14 protein-coding genes and 4 pseudogenes are annotated in these 14,382 nt (G+C 52.9%); 6 read left to right on the top strand and 12 right to left on the bottom strand.

The window, feature by feature from the left end; translation table 11 throughout:
- Nucleotides 1-327 precede the first annotated feature (327 nt).
- The 5 genes and pseudogenes from rhcF to MW898_RS21960 form a co-directional block, all read right to left on the bottom strand.
- Nucleotides 328-1,179, bottom strand: coding sequence for a 2,4-diketo-3-deoxy-L-rhamnonate hydrolase (gene rhcF / locus MW898_RS21990; protein WP_248910417.1), 852 nt, complete (start codon nt 1,177-1,179; stop codon nt 328-330).
- Nucleotides 1,180-1,205: 26 nt separating this feature from the next.
- A pseudogene (locus MW898_RS26355) lies at nt 1,206-1,987 on the bottom strand (IclR family transcriptional regulator).
- Between the two features lie 157 nt (nt 1,988-2,144).
- A complete protein-coding gene (locus MW898_RS21970; protein WP_248910414.1) occupies nt 2,145-3,173 on the bottom strand; it encodes a TIGR03560 family F420-dependent LLM class oxidoreductase in 1,029 nt (342 codons plus the stop codon).
- Nucleotides 3,174-3,175: 2 nt separating this feature from the next.
- On the bottom strand, nt 3,176-4,381 hold the full coding sequence (gene rhcD, locus MW898_RS21965; protein ID WP_248910413.1) for an L-rhamnonate dehydratase: 1,206 nt from the start codon (nt 4,379-4,381) through the stop codon (nt 3,176-3,178).
- 186 nt (nt 4,382-4,567) lie between these two features.
- Nucleotides 4,568-4,918, bottom strand: a pseudogene (locus MW898_RS21960) (zinc-binding dehydrogenase); the annotation flags it as partial.
- Nucleotides 4,919-4,978: 60 nt separating this feature from the next.
- On the opposite strand from MW898_RS21960, the gene MW898_RS21955 reads away from it, so the two are divergent.
- The 3 genes and pseudogenes from MW898_RS21955 to MW898_RS26350 all read left to right on the top strand — a co-directional run.
- Nucleotides 4,979-5,380 (top strand): hypothetical protein, encoded by a 402-nt coding sequence (locus MW898_RS21955; RefSeq protein ID WP_248910412.1) that lies wholly within the window; start codon nt 4,979-4,981, stop codon nt 5,378-5,380.
- Nucleotides 5,314-5,487 carry a helix-turn-helix domain-containing protein gene (locus MW898_RS21950; protein WP_248910584.1) on the top strand — a complete coding sequence of 58 codons (174 nt, stop codon included), beginning with the start codon at nt 5,314-5,316 and terminating at the stop codon, nt 5,485-5,487. The genes MW898_RS21955 and MW898_RS21950 overlap by 67 nt, the downstream gene beginning before the upstream one ends.
- 71 nt (nt 5,488-5,558) lie before the next feature.
- Nucleotides 5,559-5,747, top strand: a pseudogene (locus tag MW898_RS26350) (hypothetical protein); the annotation flags it as partial.
- On the opposite strand, the pseudogene MW898_RS21945 reads toward MW898_RS26350, so the two are convergent.
- A pseudogene (locus MW898_RS21945) lies at nt 5,678-6,340 on the bottom strand (alcohol dehydrogenase catalytic domain-containing protein); the annotation flags it as partial. The pseudogenes MW898_RS26350 and MW898_RS21945 overlap by 70 nt on opposite strands.
- Nucleotides 6,341-6,534: 194 nt before the next feature.
- Here MW898_RS21945 and MW898_RS21940 point away from each other — a divergent pair.
- Together MW898_RS21940 and MW898_RS21935 are read left to right on the top strand one after the other, a co-directional pair.
- On the top strand, nt 6,535-7,062 hold the full coding sequence (locus MW898_RS21940) for an LUD domain-containing protein (RefSeq protein ID WP_248910411.1): 528 nt from the start codon (nt 6,535-6,537) through the stop codon (nt 7,060-7,062).
- Nucleotides 7,063-9,252 (top strand): LUD domain-containing protein, encoded by a 2,190-nt coding sequence (locus tag MW898_RS21935; RefSeq protein ID WP_248910410.1) that lies wholly within the window; start codon nt 7,063-7,065, stop codon nt 9,250-9,252.
- Between the two features lie 8 nt (nt 9,253-9,260).
- On the opposite strand, the gene MW898_RS21930 is transcribed toward MW898_RS21935, so the two are convergent.
- A complete protein-coding gene (locus tag MW898_RS21930) occupies nt 9,261-10,130 on the bottom strand; it encodes an amidohydrolase family protein (protein WP_248910409.1) in 870 nt (289 codons plus the stop codon).
- 222 nt (nt 10,131-10,352) lie between these two features.
- Here MW898_RS21930 and MW898_RS21925 point away from each other — a divergent pair, with 222 nt between their 5' ends.
- Nucleotides 10,353-10,511 (top strand): hypothetical protein, encoded by a 159-nt coding sequence (locus MW898_RS21925; protein WP_248910408.1) that lies wholly within the window; start codon nt 10,353-10,355, stop codon nt 10,509-10,511.
- Nucleotides 10,512-11,139: 628 nt separating this feature from the next.
- Here the strand turns inward: MW898_RS21925 and MW898_RS26345 are convergent.
- The 5 genes from MW898_RS26345 to MW898_RS21905 all read right to left on the bottom strand — a co-directional run bounded on the left by MW898_RS26345 (nt 11,140) and on the right by MW898_RS21905 (nt 14,133).
- Nucleotides 11,140-11,253: an SDR family oxidoreductase gene (locus MW898_RS26345; RefSeq protein ID WP_368409229.1), complete on the bottom strand. Its 114-nt coding sequence runs from the start codon at nt 11,251-11,253 to the stop codon at nt 11,140-11,142.
- A gap of 4 nt (nt 11,254-11,257) precedes the next feature.
- Nucleotides 11,258-11,914: an SDR family NAD(P)-dependent oxidoreductase gene (locus MW898_RS21920; RefSeq protein WP_264556871.1), complete on the bottom strand. Its 657-nt coding sequence runs from the start codon at nt 11,912-11,914 to the stop codon at nt 11,258-11,260.
- Between the two features lie 102 nt (nt 11,915-12,016).
- Nucleotides 12,017-13,174 (bottom strand): enolase C-terminal domain-like protein, encoded by a 1,158-nt coding sequence (locus MW898_RS21915; RefSeq protein WP_248910407.1) that lies wholly within the window; start codon nt 13,172-13,174, stop codon nt 12,017-12,019.
- 358 nt (nt 13,175-13,532) lie between these two features.
- Nucleotides 13,533-13,886 carry a TolB-like translocation protein gene (locus tag MW898_RS21910; protein WP_248910406.1) on the bottom strand — a complete coding sequence of 118 codons (354 nt, stop codon included), beginning with the start codon at nt 13,884-13,886 and terminating at the stop codon, nt 13,533-13,535.
- Nucleotides 13,858-14,133, bottom strand: coding sequence for a hypothetical protein (locus tag MW898_RS21905; RefSeq protein ID WP_248910405.1), 276 nt, complete (start codon nt 14,131-14,133; stop codon nt 13,858-13,860). The genes MW898_RS21910 and MW898_RS21905 overlap by 29 nt, the downstream gene beginning before the upstream one ends.
- Between the last annotated feature and the right edge of the window lie 249 nt (nt 14,134-14,382).

Genomic DNA, 14,382 nt, shown 5'->3' with positions numbered 1-14,382 from the left:
ACATTAACATTGGGGAAAGATGCGGCAATCAATCAAAAAATGGACCATGGTTCTACTTTCTGGGAATGAACTGAGAAGCGACCGAATAATGATGTATAGTCGGGATACGACGTCGCACGATGCACGGGGATCTATGGCATACATCCACGTACTACTCCAGTCATGCCAAGTGGGTGAAGGTGTTGAATCTCGCTTACGCATATCGGAGGTTTCCTTCTTCGCAGCACCATCACGGATTATTCGTTGGTCTATTAGGCAACCGGTGGAATCCCTATTTCTGGTTTGCAGTCTATGTACTATCGCTCTGTGAAGGTACTGACAGCGTCGTCAAATCTCGTCTTCCGCCACCACTTGATTGGTGAGTGCACCGATTCCCTCGATTTCGACGGTAACTATGTCGTCGGGTTCCAACAACTCTGGCGGAACACGGAAGATGCCAACCCCACCCGGAGTCCCAGTCGAAATAACATCCCCTGGACGGAGTGTCATGATCCCGCTAATATATTCGATGATTTCATCGACACCGAAGATGAATTCCGAAGTGTTGGATGATTGCTTTGTCTCTCCGTTGACACGGCAAGCCACGTCTAAATTATGCGGGTCAATATCCGACTCAGGAACGAAGGTCGGGCCAATGGGCGCAAATGTATCGTAACTCTTCCCCCGGAAGTACTGGCCATCCTCAAACTGTGCATCACGCCCACTCACGTCGTCAATTGCAGTGTATCCCGCAACGTAGTCGAAGGAATTTTCGGCGTTTACATCTTTGGCAGTCTGACCGATGACGACACCAAGTTCAACCTCGAAATCAACTTGTTCGATGTCTGCTGGGTGGACAATGGGGTCATCTGGGTTTGTGACTGAGGTACCCGCCTTCGCAAAGAGGAGTGGACGCTCAGGAATCTCTTCATCCTGTTCTTCGGCGTGATCGTGATAATTGAGCCCGACACAGACAATTTTTCCAGGTCGCGGAACTGGTGCCAGCAATTTCACGTCTTCGATGGGCACTGCTTCGGACTCGGCAGCCGCCGCGGCGTCTTTAATGACTCTCAAGAACCCGGGGCTGTTCAACTGCTGGAATGTAATCTTTTCCTGAAGACCGGACAATGGGATAACTTGGTCGTCACGGAGTACTCCCCACTGTGGAGTGCTCCCTGCACTGTAGCGAACGAGTTGCATCGTTTGTCTGTCCTACGCAAACATACCTAACTGTTGTGTTCAGTGCAGATATACGAGTACGCGAGGTTGACCTCGATGACATTTGCACTTCTAAGATCTTGATTCGAAAGATCCTCTCTGAATCTCTCCTCGCGCATCTTACTCTTTGGGCCTGAGACACTCACTGCAGCGATGGCGTAATCGTCTTGAATTAGAATGGGTTCTGCGACACACCGCGTCCCTCTGACCCGTTCCTCGTCGTCGAATGCGAAACCCTGCTTGCGAACTTCCTCTAATACGTTGCACAATCCTTCACAGTCCGAAATCGTTCGGTCAGTAACAGCTTCTAATCCGTGGCGGTCGAGTATCGCCTCTACTTCGTCGCGTGGGCGATTCGCCAGTATCGTTTCCCCAGTGCCGTCGTCTGATGCGGGACTCGCATTCGTGCGTGCGTATCCAGTCGGACGGCGTCATCACCTCGCGACCGGTAGGGAAAGATACCATATCCGTGTCCTTCAATCATTAGATTCGAATGCTCGCCGGTAATCTGTGCGAGTTCATTGATTTCGTGACGAGCAATATTGAATGCCTTTTGCCTACTACGTGCGTATGCACCCTGTTAGAGGAGTCGCGTGCTGATGTAGTATTTGCCGCTTTCTTTCACGAGAGATTCCATCTGTTCCAGTGTCCGCAGGTGGTCGTGGATGGTACTCGTTGGCTTGCCCATCTTCTGTGACAGTTTGGAGACGTCAGCGCCGTCGAGATCCTGAATGAAGTCTACTAACTCGAGGGAGATTTTTACCGCCTTGACCGGCACGTCTGATGTCATACCTTGACATAGAGTTTTTATTCGTAAAATATCTTACCGCTATGACTGGAAGAAGTGCGACGAATTGTATCATGCTGATTACTACACTGAACCGCTCTCTGGCCGAAAAGAAAACTGCATGAATGGAGTCTACCGTCGACTGCGACCGCCGGGTTCTTCAGTTGAACTGTGGAATCACTTCGTCTGCAAATAGCTCCATTCCATCCATCTCGGGGAAATCGACAAACCATCCTTGGAATTTTGTCACGCCAGCGTTGATACGACGTTCGATGGCTTCGGCGCATTCCTCTGGCGTTCCCATGATGAAATACCCACGGGCATCGGCTTCCGTCTCGATGTTCGATTGGTCTTGATACTCCTCTTCGAACTGAATGGGCGTCATCAAGTCGAGGAAACGGTCCAATCTCTCTTCGTCACGAGTGCAGATAATGTGTCCGTCCCACGAATACTCGATTTCGTTTGGGTCACGTCCAACGGTTTCACAATGGTTTTCAATGATGTTGGTTTTTCGTGTGATCGTCCCTACATCTCCATTGAACACGTCGGTGTTCCAGATATCGGCGTGCTTAGCGACGAGCTTGAGCGTGACCTCTTCACCCTGTCCGCCGACGAGTATCGGCGGGTGTGGATCCTGAACGGGTTGGGGCATACAGGACGCGTCTTCGATTTGATAGTGGTCGCCGTCGAAACTCGCGCCTTCGCTGCCAGCGCCCCACATCCGTTTTATCAGTCGAATCGACTCATCAAGTCGCATGAGTCGTTCGAAGCCGTCTCGGTATTCCCACCCGTAAGCCTCGTACTCGGGTTCGTGCCATCCGGCTCCGAGACCCAACTCCAGTCGCCCCGCCGAAATCACGTCAAGCGTTGCTGCCATCTTGGCGACGAGTGCGGGATTTCGGTAGTCGTTGCAAAGAACGAGTGAGCCGATATTGATGTCTTTTGTGAATCCAGCGATTGCCGAGAGAAGCGTCCAGCACTCGTATTCTGCTTGGTCACGACCCAACAGGAGATGGTCGGGTGCCCACACTGCGTCGAACCCAAGTTTTTCGGCTTTCTGAACGCCCGCTTTTGTCGTTTCCCAGTCGAGGGATTCGTACTGTGGCGTGTCACGGTGGATTGGATCGGTCCCAGCATCTGGCGCGCCTGCGAAGACTGGAACGTTGTACTCGAAGCTGATGTCAGTCATCGTTATTTGATGGCAAAGTGTTGGAGCGCTTCGCGGTTTAACTCTGTACTGACTCCGGGCTCGTTGGGCAATGGAATCGACCCGTTTTCTGGCGACGGTGGGTTCTCAAAGATGGCGTCAGCGTAGGTTGATTCGCGGTTTACTTGTTCTTCTTCAAACCATTCGGGTATCGGGAAGTACTCTGCCATCGGCATGTTCGTGTGGCCGGCGATTGCGTGGAGTGTTGGATTAGTCCCGGCGTGGGGAATCACTGGCACGTCATGCACTTCCGCCATGTCCGCGATCTTCGTGAGCTCGGTAATCCCGCCGACACGGCCGACATCAGGTTGAAGGATGTCGACGGCGCCTGCTTCGAGAAGATTCTCGTGGCCCCAGCGAGTGAATTCGTGTTCGCCACCGGAGATGGGCATCGGGGCAGCCTCGCGAATTTCCGCGTAGCCAGAAATATCGTCTGCGATGACTGGCTCTTCTATCCACGCCATGTCGTACTCTGCAAGTCGGTTGGTCATCTTCTTGGCGTACTGGACCGACCAGCCCATGTAGGCGTCGCCCGCGATTTCAATATCATCGCCGACCGCATCGCGAACCGTCGCGACGATTTCCTCGTTCTTTTTCATCCCTGTTCGACCGTCTTCAGGTCCGTGGCGGAAACGAAGCTTCATCGCCTCGAATCCCTCTTCGACGTACTGGATCGCTTCACGTTCGAGCTTCTCCATATCGACGGGATGGAGGTTCGATGCATATGCGGGAATCTCGTCTTTGGCTGGGCCACCCAGCAGTTCATACACTGGTTCATTGGCGTCCTTCCCGGCGATGTCCCACAACGCTTGGTCTATCGCGCTAATCGCCATGACGGCGACACCTTTTCGCCCAAAAGGGAGTGTCGCGCGGTACATCTGCTCCCAGAGATGCTCCCGTTGCATCGGATTTTCGCCGACCACGATCTTAGAAAGCGTTTCTTCGATCACGGTGGCGATAGCACCGGTGCCCCAGTTTCCAACGCCGACGCCGGTGATTCCAGCGTCAGTTTCTACCTCAACGACGACGTCTCCCACAGGACCCATCCACTTTCGTCGGGCCTGTGGATTCTCGCCGCTGGCATTGTAGTACTCATCGTACTTCGACATAATCGTAACCAGGGGGAACTCAATGAACTCGCCCCACGATTCGTTGCTGATTTTCGTTGTCGAGATATCTGTAATCTCCATAATGAGGATGATACAACCTCATATTCTACGACACACACAAAAGTGTTTCTGTCGTCCCACTTTTTTCGCCGTTTGGTAAGCATGCCTCGTCGTTCGAGGATCAATCACCACAAATTCAGGGTAGTCTGCCATGTTATACCTGTGCAAAAGTAGGTGCTTGGCGGTCACACCCGTGGCTTCGACCGTTTAACTGTCGAATTGAAACACTGGTTTGCAGGTCTCTGAGTTGAGGAACGCATCGAACGCCGCTGCCGGGGCATCGACGCTATAATCTGTATCGAGAATCTTGTCCACGGCAATCTCACCACGTTCCATCAGGCGAAGTGCCTGTTCGAAGTTCTTCCACGTCGACCCGTAGGACGATATCCACCTCGCCACGGACGGCATATGTGAGGCCCAGTTTACTCGACAAGTTCGGGATGCCGACAACGACGACTTGACCGCTTTCCGAACTACGTCGACGCCCGAAACGACGCCGCTATGGTGTCCAGTCGCATCGAAGACGACGTCGAACCCGACTCCGTCAGTCTGAGTTTTTATTCGATTACTGACAGGGACTAGTGAAGTGATTTACCGACAGAATGCGTAACGTCGGTAATGGGTCGGTTCAATGATATCACGCTCGAAGAACTCCACGAGGTCTGTGAGCAAGCGGATGGAGGGAAGCCACGAGAATGCGTTCTCGCGGCGATCGGGCGTAAGCAGGGTGATCATCTCGATACATTCACTGAGCATCCCGGTGTTGTCGAGAAAACCATCCGCAATTGGCTCGATCGGTTCGCTGAAGAACCGATTGAGCAGGCTCCCTACGACGGTCCTCGGTCAGCGGTCCCTCAAAACTCGAATCCGATGAGCGCGAGCAACTGTTCGAACAACCGCAAGAGCCGCCAACTGAACTCGGTTACGACCAGCAAGTATGGTCGCCAAAATTTCTGCTCCACTACGTCGAAGCGGAGTACGGTGTCGAATACAGCGAAAGCCACGCATCCACGCTCTTGAACGAGTCCGGGCTGTTTGGGCGGACAGCACGGCCACGGAATCACGAAGCCAATCCCGAGGAGGAAGCGGAGTTTCAAGAGACAGTTCAAAAAAACGGCCCGAACTAGCCGAGAAGACGGTCGTTGTTGTCAATCAATTCACCAAGCACGTCGGAACAGTACAACAGCGTGGCTGGTACCCGGTCGGGTCAAATCCAACGATAAAGACCTCGAACTCCTGGGACAAGGTGACAGTGCTTGGCGCTGTCACCGACGCGGGGGAAAGAGTTTCTACTGTTGGACAGAAGAGAATCACTATGAGTCCGCCCTCGGCTTGCACATTGACTGTCTCGATTCCAAAGTTTGAGAGCAGTGGGAGACGATACTGAGCGTCTTGTTCGAGACCAGAAACAACGACATTCGCACTAATCGAACCGGTGACGGCGGCGACCAGAACGCCGTTTAACCTAGACCTTCGACGAGCACATTGTCTCCGGTGTCGTGACGGACTGATCGAGTACGGCACGCGTCGCGACGCTCGTCGGTTCGGTAATCGCTGCATGATCGAATGGTACGTCGTCTGGGACTGCGTGGACGTGCTTCGGTTGAACGGTGACGTACTCGGCGTAGGCACCGTCTTTGTGCATACCAGTGATGGAGAAGTTCTGACAGATGTTCGATCGACCGTTCAGGCACTGGAAACAGTGCCCACAGTTGTAAATCGGTTCTTCAACGACCTTGTCGTCGAAACTGAACGTCTCGACGTTTTCGCCAGTTTCGACGACGGTTCTGGGGTATTCGTGGCTCATGATACGTGGGATTGGAATCCACTCGTAGCCTCCGTCGTACTTAAATGCGTGAGTGTCGCTCACACAGAGTCTCGCTGTATGGACTTTGACGAGTAGTTCGTCTACGTCAGGGGTGGGGACGTCCCATTCTGTGTTTATACCGAACTTGATATAGTTTGAATAATTGTCCTCATAGTTGCAAGTAGACATGCTGCGTTCATCCATGTAGATTCTCAGAACTCTCTGATTAATAATTTTGAGTGATAACTCAGAAACACCGCGGAACTTCGCCTCACTTTGGCGTTTTCCGTGACACTTCCGTTCGTTCAGATGGAATTTTCCGCAGTCCCAAATTAGATACTGGAGTGGGAAATATAGAGGGATACCGATGCCTTCAGCAACGCTATCGCAGTTCGAGGACTCCCTTTCTGAGAAGGGTGTCTCGGTTACTCGAGTCTGCACCTCATCTTTCCAACAACATCTCAACAAACTCGTCGATGCTCCCGCGGTGGGGGTTGCGCTCGGTGACACATTCGACAATGTGTCGCTCTCACTTTCCGAAACAGACGTAACTATTGACCCCACGCCTGCGGAGCTTAGATCCGCGGAAATCGGCATTACGTGGGCGAGTATCGGAATCGCAGATTACGGCTCGCTTGTTCTTACACTCACGGACGCCGGGAGCGAATTGGTGAGCCTGTTCGTCGAACGCCACATTGTGGTGATTCGTGAGGCGGACCTTCTCGACTCGATGAAGTCAGCAATCGACGTGGTCGCAACCGAGTTCAACCACACACCACAAAGCGCAATCATTGCTACTGGCCCAAGTGCGACTGCCGACATGGGCGCACTCGTTAAAGGTGCCCACGGTCCTCGTGACGTACAGGTGCTCATTCTGACGGAGGATGCTAAGTAAATGTCGAACGAAGAAAAGATACGCTCGTTGATGCGGACTGAGGGAGCAGAAATCAAAGCCAACACCTACGAATTTAATCAGGGACGCTACGACTCTATCTCCGACCTTGCAGACTACGAGCGGTTAAAAGACGAAGCGCGTACTATCAAGGAAGACGCTATCGAACGGCTGCCCGAACTCATAGAACAGTTGCGCGAAACAGTCGAAGCCAACGGTGGAACCGTCTACATCGCCGCCGACGCGGACGACGCAAACGAGTATATTCGAACCGTCGTTTCCGACCGCGATGCCGACCGGGTCGTGAAATCGAAATCGATGACCACCGAGGAACTCGAGGTGAACCACGTCTTAGAACGTGATGGCGTCGATGTGGTCGAAACCGATCTAGGCGAGTGGGTACTCCAACTCGCAAACGAATCACCATCGCACATTGTCGCCCCTGCAATACACAAATCTCGCGACTCGATAGCTGAATTGTTCACCAAGAAATTTGTCCCCGAGGAGTCCCTGAATACGGCAGAGGAACTTACACAATTTGCCAGTGAGGAGCTCGGTGAGCAGATAATGGATGCACAGGTCAGTATGACTGGCGCCAACTTCATCACTGCTGACACGGGAACAATAGCGTTGGTAACAAGCGAAGGGAACGCCCGAAAATCCGTTGCTGCCACTGATACGCAAATCTCAGTTGCCGGCGTTGAGAAAGTCATTCCCTCTGTGTCAGACCTCGACTCCTTCATCGAACTCATCGGGCGCTCTGGTACCGGACAGGACATCACCTCCTACGTCTCACTTCTCACTCCGCCGGTCAAAACCCCCGTTGTAGATTTCGAAAATGATACCACCCCAATTTCGGAATTTAGCGCTGACCGCGACTTCCACCTCGTCTTGGTCGATAACGGCCGCATGGAGATGCGGGACGACGATCAGCTGCGCGAAACGCTCTACTGCATTCGGTGCTCGGCCTGTTCGAATTCGTGTTCGAATTTCCAAAGCGTCGGCGGTCATGCATTCGGGGGTGAGACGTATTCTGGAGGCATCGCTACCGGCTGGGAAGCGGGTATTGAAGGACTTGACTTCGCTGGTGAGTTCAACGACTTATGTACAGGGTGCACTCGGTGTGTGAATGCCTGCCCGGTCAAGATTGACATTCCGTGGATAAACACGGTGGTGCGCGATAGAGTCAATCAGACCAGCGAACATCCCGCCGATTGGTTCGTTGATGGTCTCACTCCAGATCACGAATCTCAAAGTCCACAGTTGCAAAAGCGATTCTTCGGTAATTTTGAAACAGTTGCCAAACTTGGGAGTGCAACCGCTCCAATTTCAAACTGGATCGCCGCTACGTCAGTCTCGCGCCACTTGATGGAGCGCGTTCTCGGTATCGATACACGTCGTGAGCTTCCCGTATTCGAACGAGAGACATTAGTCGAATGGTTCGCGACCAGAGACTCGACGGTATCAAACCCGATGCGTCGCGCTGTACTCTACCCTGACTTGTACACGAATCACGTGCTGGTTGAACGAGGAAAAGCAACGGTTCGCACGCTCGAAGCTCTCGGTGTCGATATCGTCGTTCCGGACGTGGCTTCGAGTGGGCGAGCACCATTCTCACAAGGGATGGTCGCCACCGCGACAGACCACGCTGAACGGGTTTCGACCGCGCTTATCCCGCACATCGAGGACGGCCGTGACATCGTTGTCATTGAGCCGAGCGACCACGCGATGTTCACGAGAGAGTACGAACGCCTTATCGCTACAGATGCGTTCAGCGTGTTAGCCGACAACAGCTACGAGATATTCGAGTACCTCTACGGACTATTCGAGAATGGTGCCTCCCCAGACCAACTATCGCTCCAATCAACAAGTTCAGAAATTGCGTATCACAGTCATTGTCAACAGCGAACACTCGGTCTTGAACCGTATACCGTTGCGGTGTTAGAGGCTTGCGGATACAACGTTGCCACGTCTGAAGTCGAATGCTGTGGAATGGCTGGCAGCTTTGGCTACAAGACGGACTACTATGAACTGAGTATGGACGTCGGTAAGCGCCTTCGCGAGCAGCTAACGACTGACACCGTACGAAGCAGAACGGTCGTCGCGAGTGGTACGTCCTGTCTCGAACAGATTGATTCACTGCTTGATCATCAACCAAAGCATCCAGTCGAGATACTGATGAGCGGCGAATAATGTGACGGCTAGTCTATCCCAATGTGACGCTTGAACGATTTTTCTGTTATCCACGTTCGGTCTTTGGCAGAGATTGAATCCACTTGCTTAAGCCAATTACACGCTTCGGCGTAGCTCGCAACGTCACTGACGTTCGGGTAGTCAGAACCCCAGATAACTCGATCTCGGCCGAACATTTCGAGGAACCATCGAACGTGGTCGTGCATATCTTCGTATGGAAACGATGACTCGGACATGTGGACGATTTCAGAGACTTTTACCGCGACGTTACCGTATGCTGCGAGGTCTTCGAATTGTGCGAATGTGCCATTGTCGGTTGGTGTTTCGGGGCTTGCGTGGGCGAAGTGGTCAAACAGATAGGTAAGCTCCGGGTAGGTCTCTACGAGTTCGAGTGCCTGACCGAGTTGGGAGTGGTCACACAGTATCTGGACCGCAGCGTCGTGTTCGAGTGCCGCTTTCCAGAAATCGGTTCTCTCGATACAATTCCGCAACCACGTCACGCTGGGGTCAAACGCCTCCCACATCTGGTTGTACGGACAGGCAGCTCCGAGTCTGAATCCAATAACCCCGTCGGTTCCGAGACAGGCTTCAAGTTGTTTGATAGCGTCGTCTGCGAACGGGTCAAGCATCACAATTCCATGGAGCCGATCGTATTCTGCAACGACGTGTCGTGTGTACCAATTATCAGTCCACTCATTGATGGGGTAGCCGACGACTACCGTTTCATCAATACCGTTCTTGTCCATGTCTCGCAGGAGGCGCTCAGCAGTGTAGACAGTGTGAACGTCGAACGCTTCGACGCGGTTTAGTATCGAGCCGTTTACCCACGGATAGTCTTGACTGGCAGGCCCCCACGCATGGGTGTGTGCATCAATCATTCAATATCGACAATGTGCACTATCACACTAAACCTTACTGCTGGAATACGACGATGAATCAATCGAGAATTGGTCGAGTCGCGTGAACAGCGTTCCGTCTGTGAATCAAAGGCGGACAGCAGCAAGCGCACCAAGTGGACTACGAGGACGTTCCCCGACGTCCTCGAAGCTGCCTCTCTTAGGCTCCTTTCGGGGTGTATGTATACGGTGCATTCGAGGAAGATGGACGTTTGTACGGCTTCCTGGTGGTTTGAAAACTCGGTCGCAATCGGTGAGGAGATCGAGGCGAACGACGCTATTGCGGTGTGGGAGGAAACGTTGAGCCCAGCCGTCATGGATAAAGACAAAATATGGATGACCGAGTTGCCCTGCATGACATAATCGAAATTCCCATGAGGTTCCGACAATACCGGAAAGAATTTGAGTCCACAGCTGTTACATAGGCGGGTGACAGGGTATGAGAAACACTAATAATAGCCCTACTAACAAAAATACCGTACGCAGTCCGTGCTACACGAACGTGGTTATGACCACTCATTTGGGATACTATCCGGCATTGGCGTATGGCCTTCCGGAATGAGCCCATCATATGACGACTCTCAATACGTCTCTATTGACTGGTTGGCATTATCTGAGCTAAGTGCAAAAGGGCTGCTGAACATCTTTACAATAATAGTTGTGTAAAGGTATGGTATTTATTGATTCAAACTGGATTCAGGCAGGGGATACCCCCACAGGCTTGTGTCCTGAGCAGTTACCTTTTCGAAATCCCTCGGTTTCTGGTTCCGAGCGTCGTTTCCTATTCCGTGTTTATCTTCGAGGCTCAATTCGATATGCAATAGACATACCGATAATACCGGAATTAGTCATCAGATTGTTTTCGACGAGAGTAAACCCAGAATTCCACCGTCTCCCTCTCGGAGACCATTATAGGCGATGTATCTGCAAAAGCGAGAAGAGCATAGCTGTTCTAGTTTTACAACAATTCGGAGTCGTCGTTATTTGTCGATCACCCTGCGTGGGCAATGCCACTATCGACAATGAAGTTTTGACCTGTCATCCATTCACCCTCTTGCGAAAGGAGGAGCACACAGAGGTGGCCGATGTCCTCGGGTTTGTCGATTCGGTCAGGTGTCTATCTGCAAGCCGACACCGTCTATGGTCCGTTCTGAACTCTCATCCTCCGATTCATCAGCGAACGCTGCCAATATGGGCGTATCGATCGCACCAGGGTGAATGACATTACACCTGATATCGTGGTCAGCTAGTTCCATCGCCATCACCGTTGTGATCGAAGCAATGGCTACCTTCGAGGTAGCGTACGATGCCTGTCCCCGATTCGGACCCCCAGCTCCGACGAGCGAGCCAATATTAACAATTGCACCCCCCTCGTCGTGGTCCGCCAAATGGGACGCCACTACCTGGGAAGCGATAAACGTGCCACCGACGTTGATGCGCAGTTGGTGGAGTAACTCATCCGGTGACGTCTCGAGAAATGGGCGTTTCGTTTGGATGCCGGCGCTGTTCACTAACCCAGAAATTGGCCCACGTGCCTGTATCGCGTCTTCAACGGCCTCCGTGAGCGCAGCGCGATCTGTGACGTCGACTTCGTAACTTCCTACCTCTCTTCCGACGTCCGCGATTGCCTCTGTCGTTTCGACGGCTGATTTGAGGTCGAACACCGAGACGTTGCCCCCGCAATTGCGATGCGTATCACCACGCCCGATACCGGTTGCACCACCCGTGACTATGATGTGTTTTCCGGCCAGTCTATCATCTTCCATACGTAGCGGTTGCCCTAAGTTGATATTAAATTTGGAAGTTTACATTCCCGATTCTTCCAGTCGCTATCCATCATTCTCGGGTGCTGCATCCACTGTGGTCGGCTATGCTGAGTAGGTCCGTAACCGGTCCCGGTCAAGGTCGACTCCGAACCCGGGAGCGTCATCGAGTTCGATGAACCCATCGATTGGTTCCGGTTCGCCGACGACAGGTGTATCGGGTGCCGTTAGTTGACCATCTTCGAACACCCCAAGGAACTCTGCATATGGAGCGTTCGGGTTCGCGATGGCGTAGTGGTAACTGTAGATTGAAGGCGCATGGGGAACGACTGGCACACCGTATGGCTTGGCCATCTCCGCAATTCGTTGCACCTCGGTTAGTCCGCCCGCCCAGCGTAGATCTGGTTGCAAGATATCGGCGGCCCTGGTGTGAAGTAACTGGTGGAATGCCTTATGACCGAACTCCATATTCCCTGCGGCAATCTGGATAGGAGAGACCCGTTTACGCACATCGGCGTACTGGTCGACGCATTCGGGATGAAGTGCATCTTCGAACCACTTGATATCATATCCGCGGAGTCTGTCCGCGGCTCGGACGGTGAATTCTTTGTCCCAAGCCATATAGCAGTCCAACATCAGTTCACGTTCGTCGCCGATGGCCTCACGCGCCCTGGCAACCATCGACTCAGTCCGGGCCAGTCCCTCGGCGTATCCGTCTGCGGGACCATATGGGGCGGCCAGTTTCAGGCCCAAAAATGGTTCGTCCGCGACGCGATTCAGGATCGACTCGTGGGCGGTGAGATAACAGGGGATCTGTGATCGGACTTTTCCTCCAACCAAATTATAGACTGGTTGGTCAGTTAACTTACCCGCGAGATCCCACAGCGCGAGGTCAACAGCGCTCAAAGCAATCATTGAAACGCCGCGTTGTCCATAAGGGAGCTGTGATCGATACATCTGCTCCCAAATCCGTCGTCTGTCGAAAGTGTCCGCCCCCTCGATGAACCAACGAAAGTGACCGTCGATTATTTCACATGCCGGCGGACCACCAGCTGAGTTTACTGCGATGCCGGTCGTCCCGTCCTCCGTTGTAAGTTCGATGGCGAACGGGTCGTTCCCGGGGCCCATCCACGAGGACCGCTGTTCGCCGTAGGCTTCGAACTCTGACATCGGACTGGCAATGGTCGCCTCAGTTCGCCAGTCATCTGACTGGCCACCAGCTTTCTCGTCAATGAGGTACAGCTGAACATCTTGTATATTCATGATTGGCGTGTTGATTGAGTCAATAGTTAATAGTTCGCATAATCCGGCGAGCGATTCAGTTTGTCCTCTTCAGCTGGAGGCAGAATTTGCTTCGGACAACTATTTCAATACTTCTTCTCTCCAGCGTGGTGGTGTGCGCTGTAAATTTGTCATCTTAAGCATTGCTTGGTCTCTTTCATTCGGTCTCATCGCTTTTGTGGCTCTCAGACCTCTCGCTGGGAGAATTCCTGCGTTTATCGCTTCAACATCGGTTGTTTATCTCCTTTGGCTGCTATTCATCCATCCACTTCAAGGAACTGAACGAACCGAAGAGACTTGACCTATGAACAAACTCACGATGAAGCACGACCAACCCAATTCAGAGTGCAGTGGCACCGACTAGGTGGTCGAAACCGGCGATGTACACCTTTCGGTGTCCATTGGGACACGTGTTGAAGACTACAAATCGATAGTCTGGTCTCCAGGCAGGATGAGGATCGACGCGCATCCGTTTGTCACCTCCACCCATATACACTGGCGTCGTCGGGATACGGAGTACGTTGCGCTCAGTTCCCGATTTAATGTCGACGAACCGGATTGGCACCGTTCCATCGTCGAACGCCATCGATTCCCAAGGATAGGCATCAGTGATAAGCGACCGGCCGTCCGGATGGAGTAATGGGTGGCCAGAGTCGACAACGTCGTCAGTAAGCAATGCGGCGGTCGTTCCCATCCGGGCGGAAAGAGACGAATCGAATTGGTTCGCCCTCGGCAGGGGAGAGATTCCTCGTGACACGCTTCTCGTCTGGCGCCCAGCGATGATAGTGACCGCCGCGTTGCCAGGATTCAGACGGCACAAGTTGGATATCCGCCCCGTCCGCCCGCACCGAGATCAGGTTTGACACCCAGCGGGTCCAGTCACCGGTTTCTGGCCAGTACCGGAGATGGAACAGGAGGCGGTCTGCGTCGGGACTCCACATCGTGTGCCAGCCGTAGTAGTAGTCGGGCCCGTGATTCGAACAGTCGATGTCGAGTTCGTCGACGATTTTCGCAATGGAGACGAGTAGCTCTGTCTCACCAGTCTCTGTATCAGTGACAAAAAGCTCGTCGTCGTCTGGCGCCCCGTCGTTTCGAGAGACTCTCTCATCCGGGACGATTGAACTGTATCCTGCCTGTATTGCCCGTGTTTTCAGAGATAATTCTTGGAGCAGTCAGTATCACTGATCTAT

This window comes from Halocatena marina, from assembly GCF_023276375.1.
Taxonomy (GTDB): domain Archaea; phylum Halobacteriota; class Halobacteria; order Halobacteriales; family Haloarculaceae; genus Halocatena; species Halocatena marina.
This window is presented reverse-complemented; position numbering and strand designations above follow the sequence as displayed.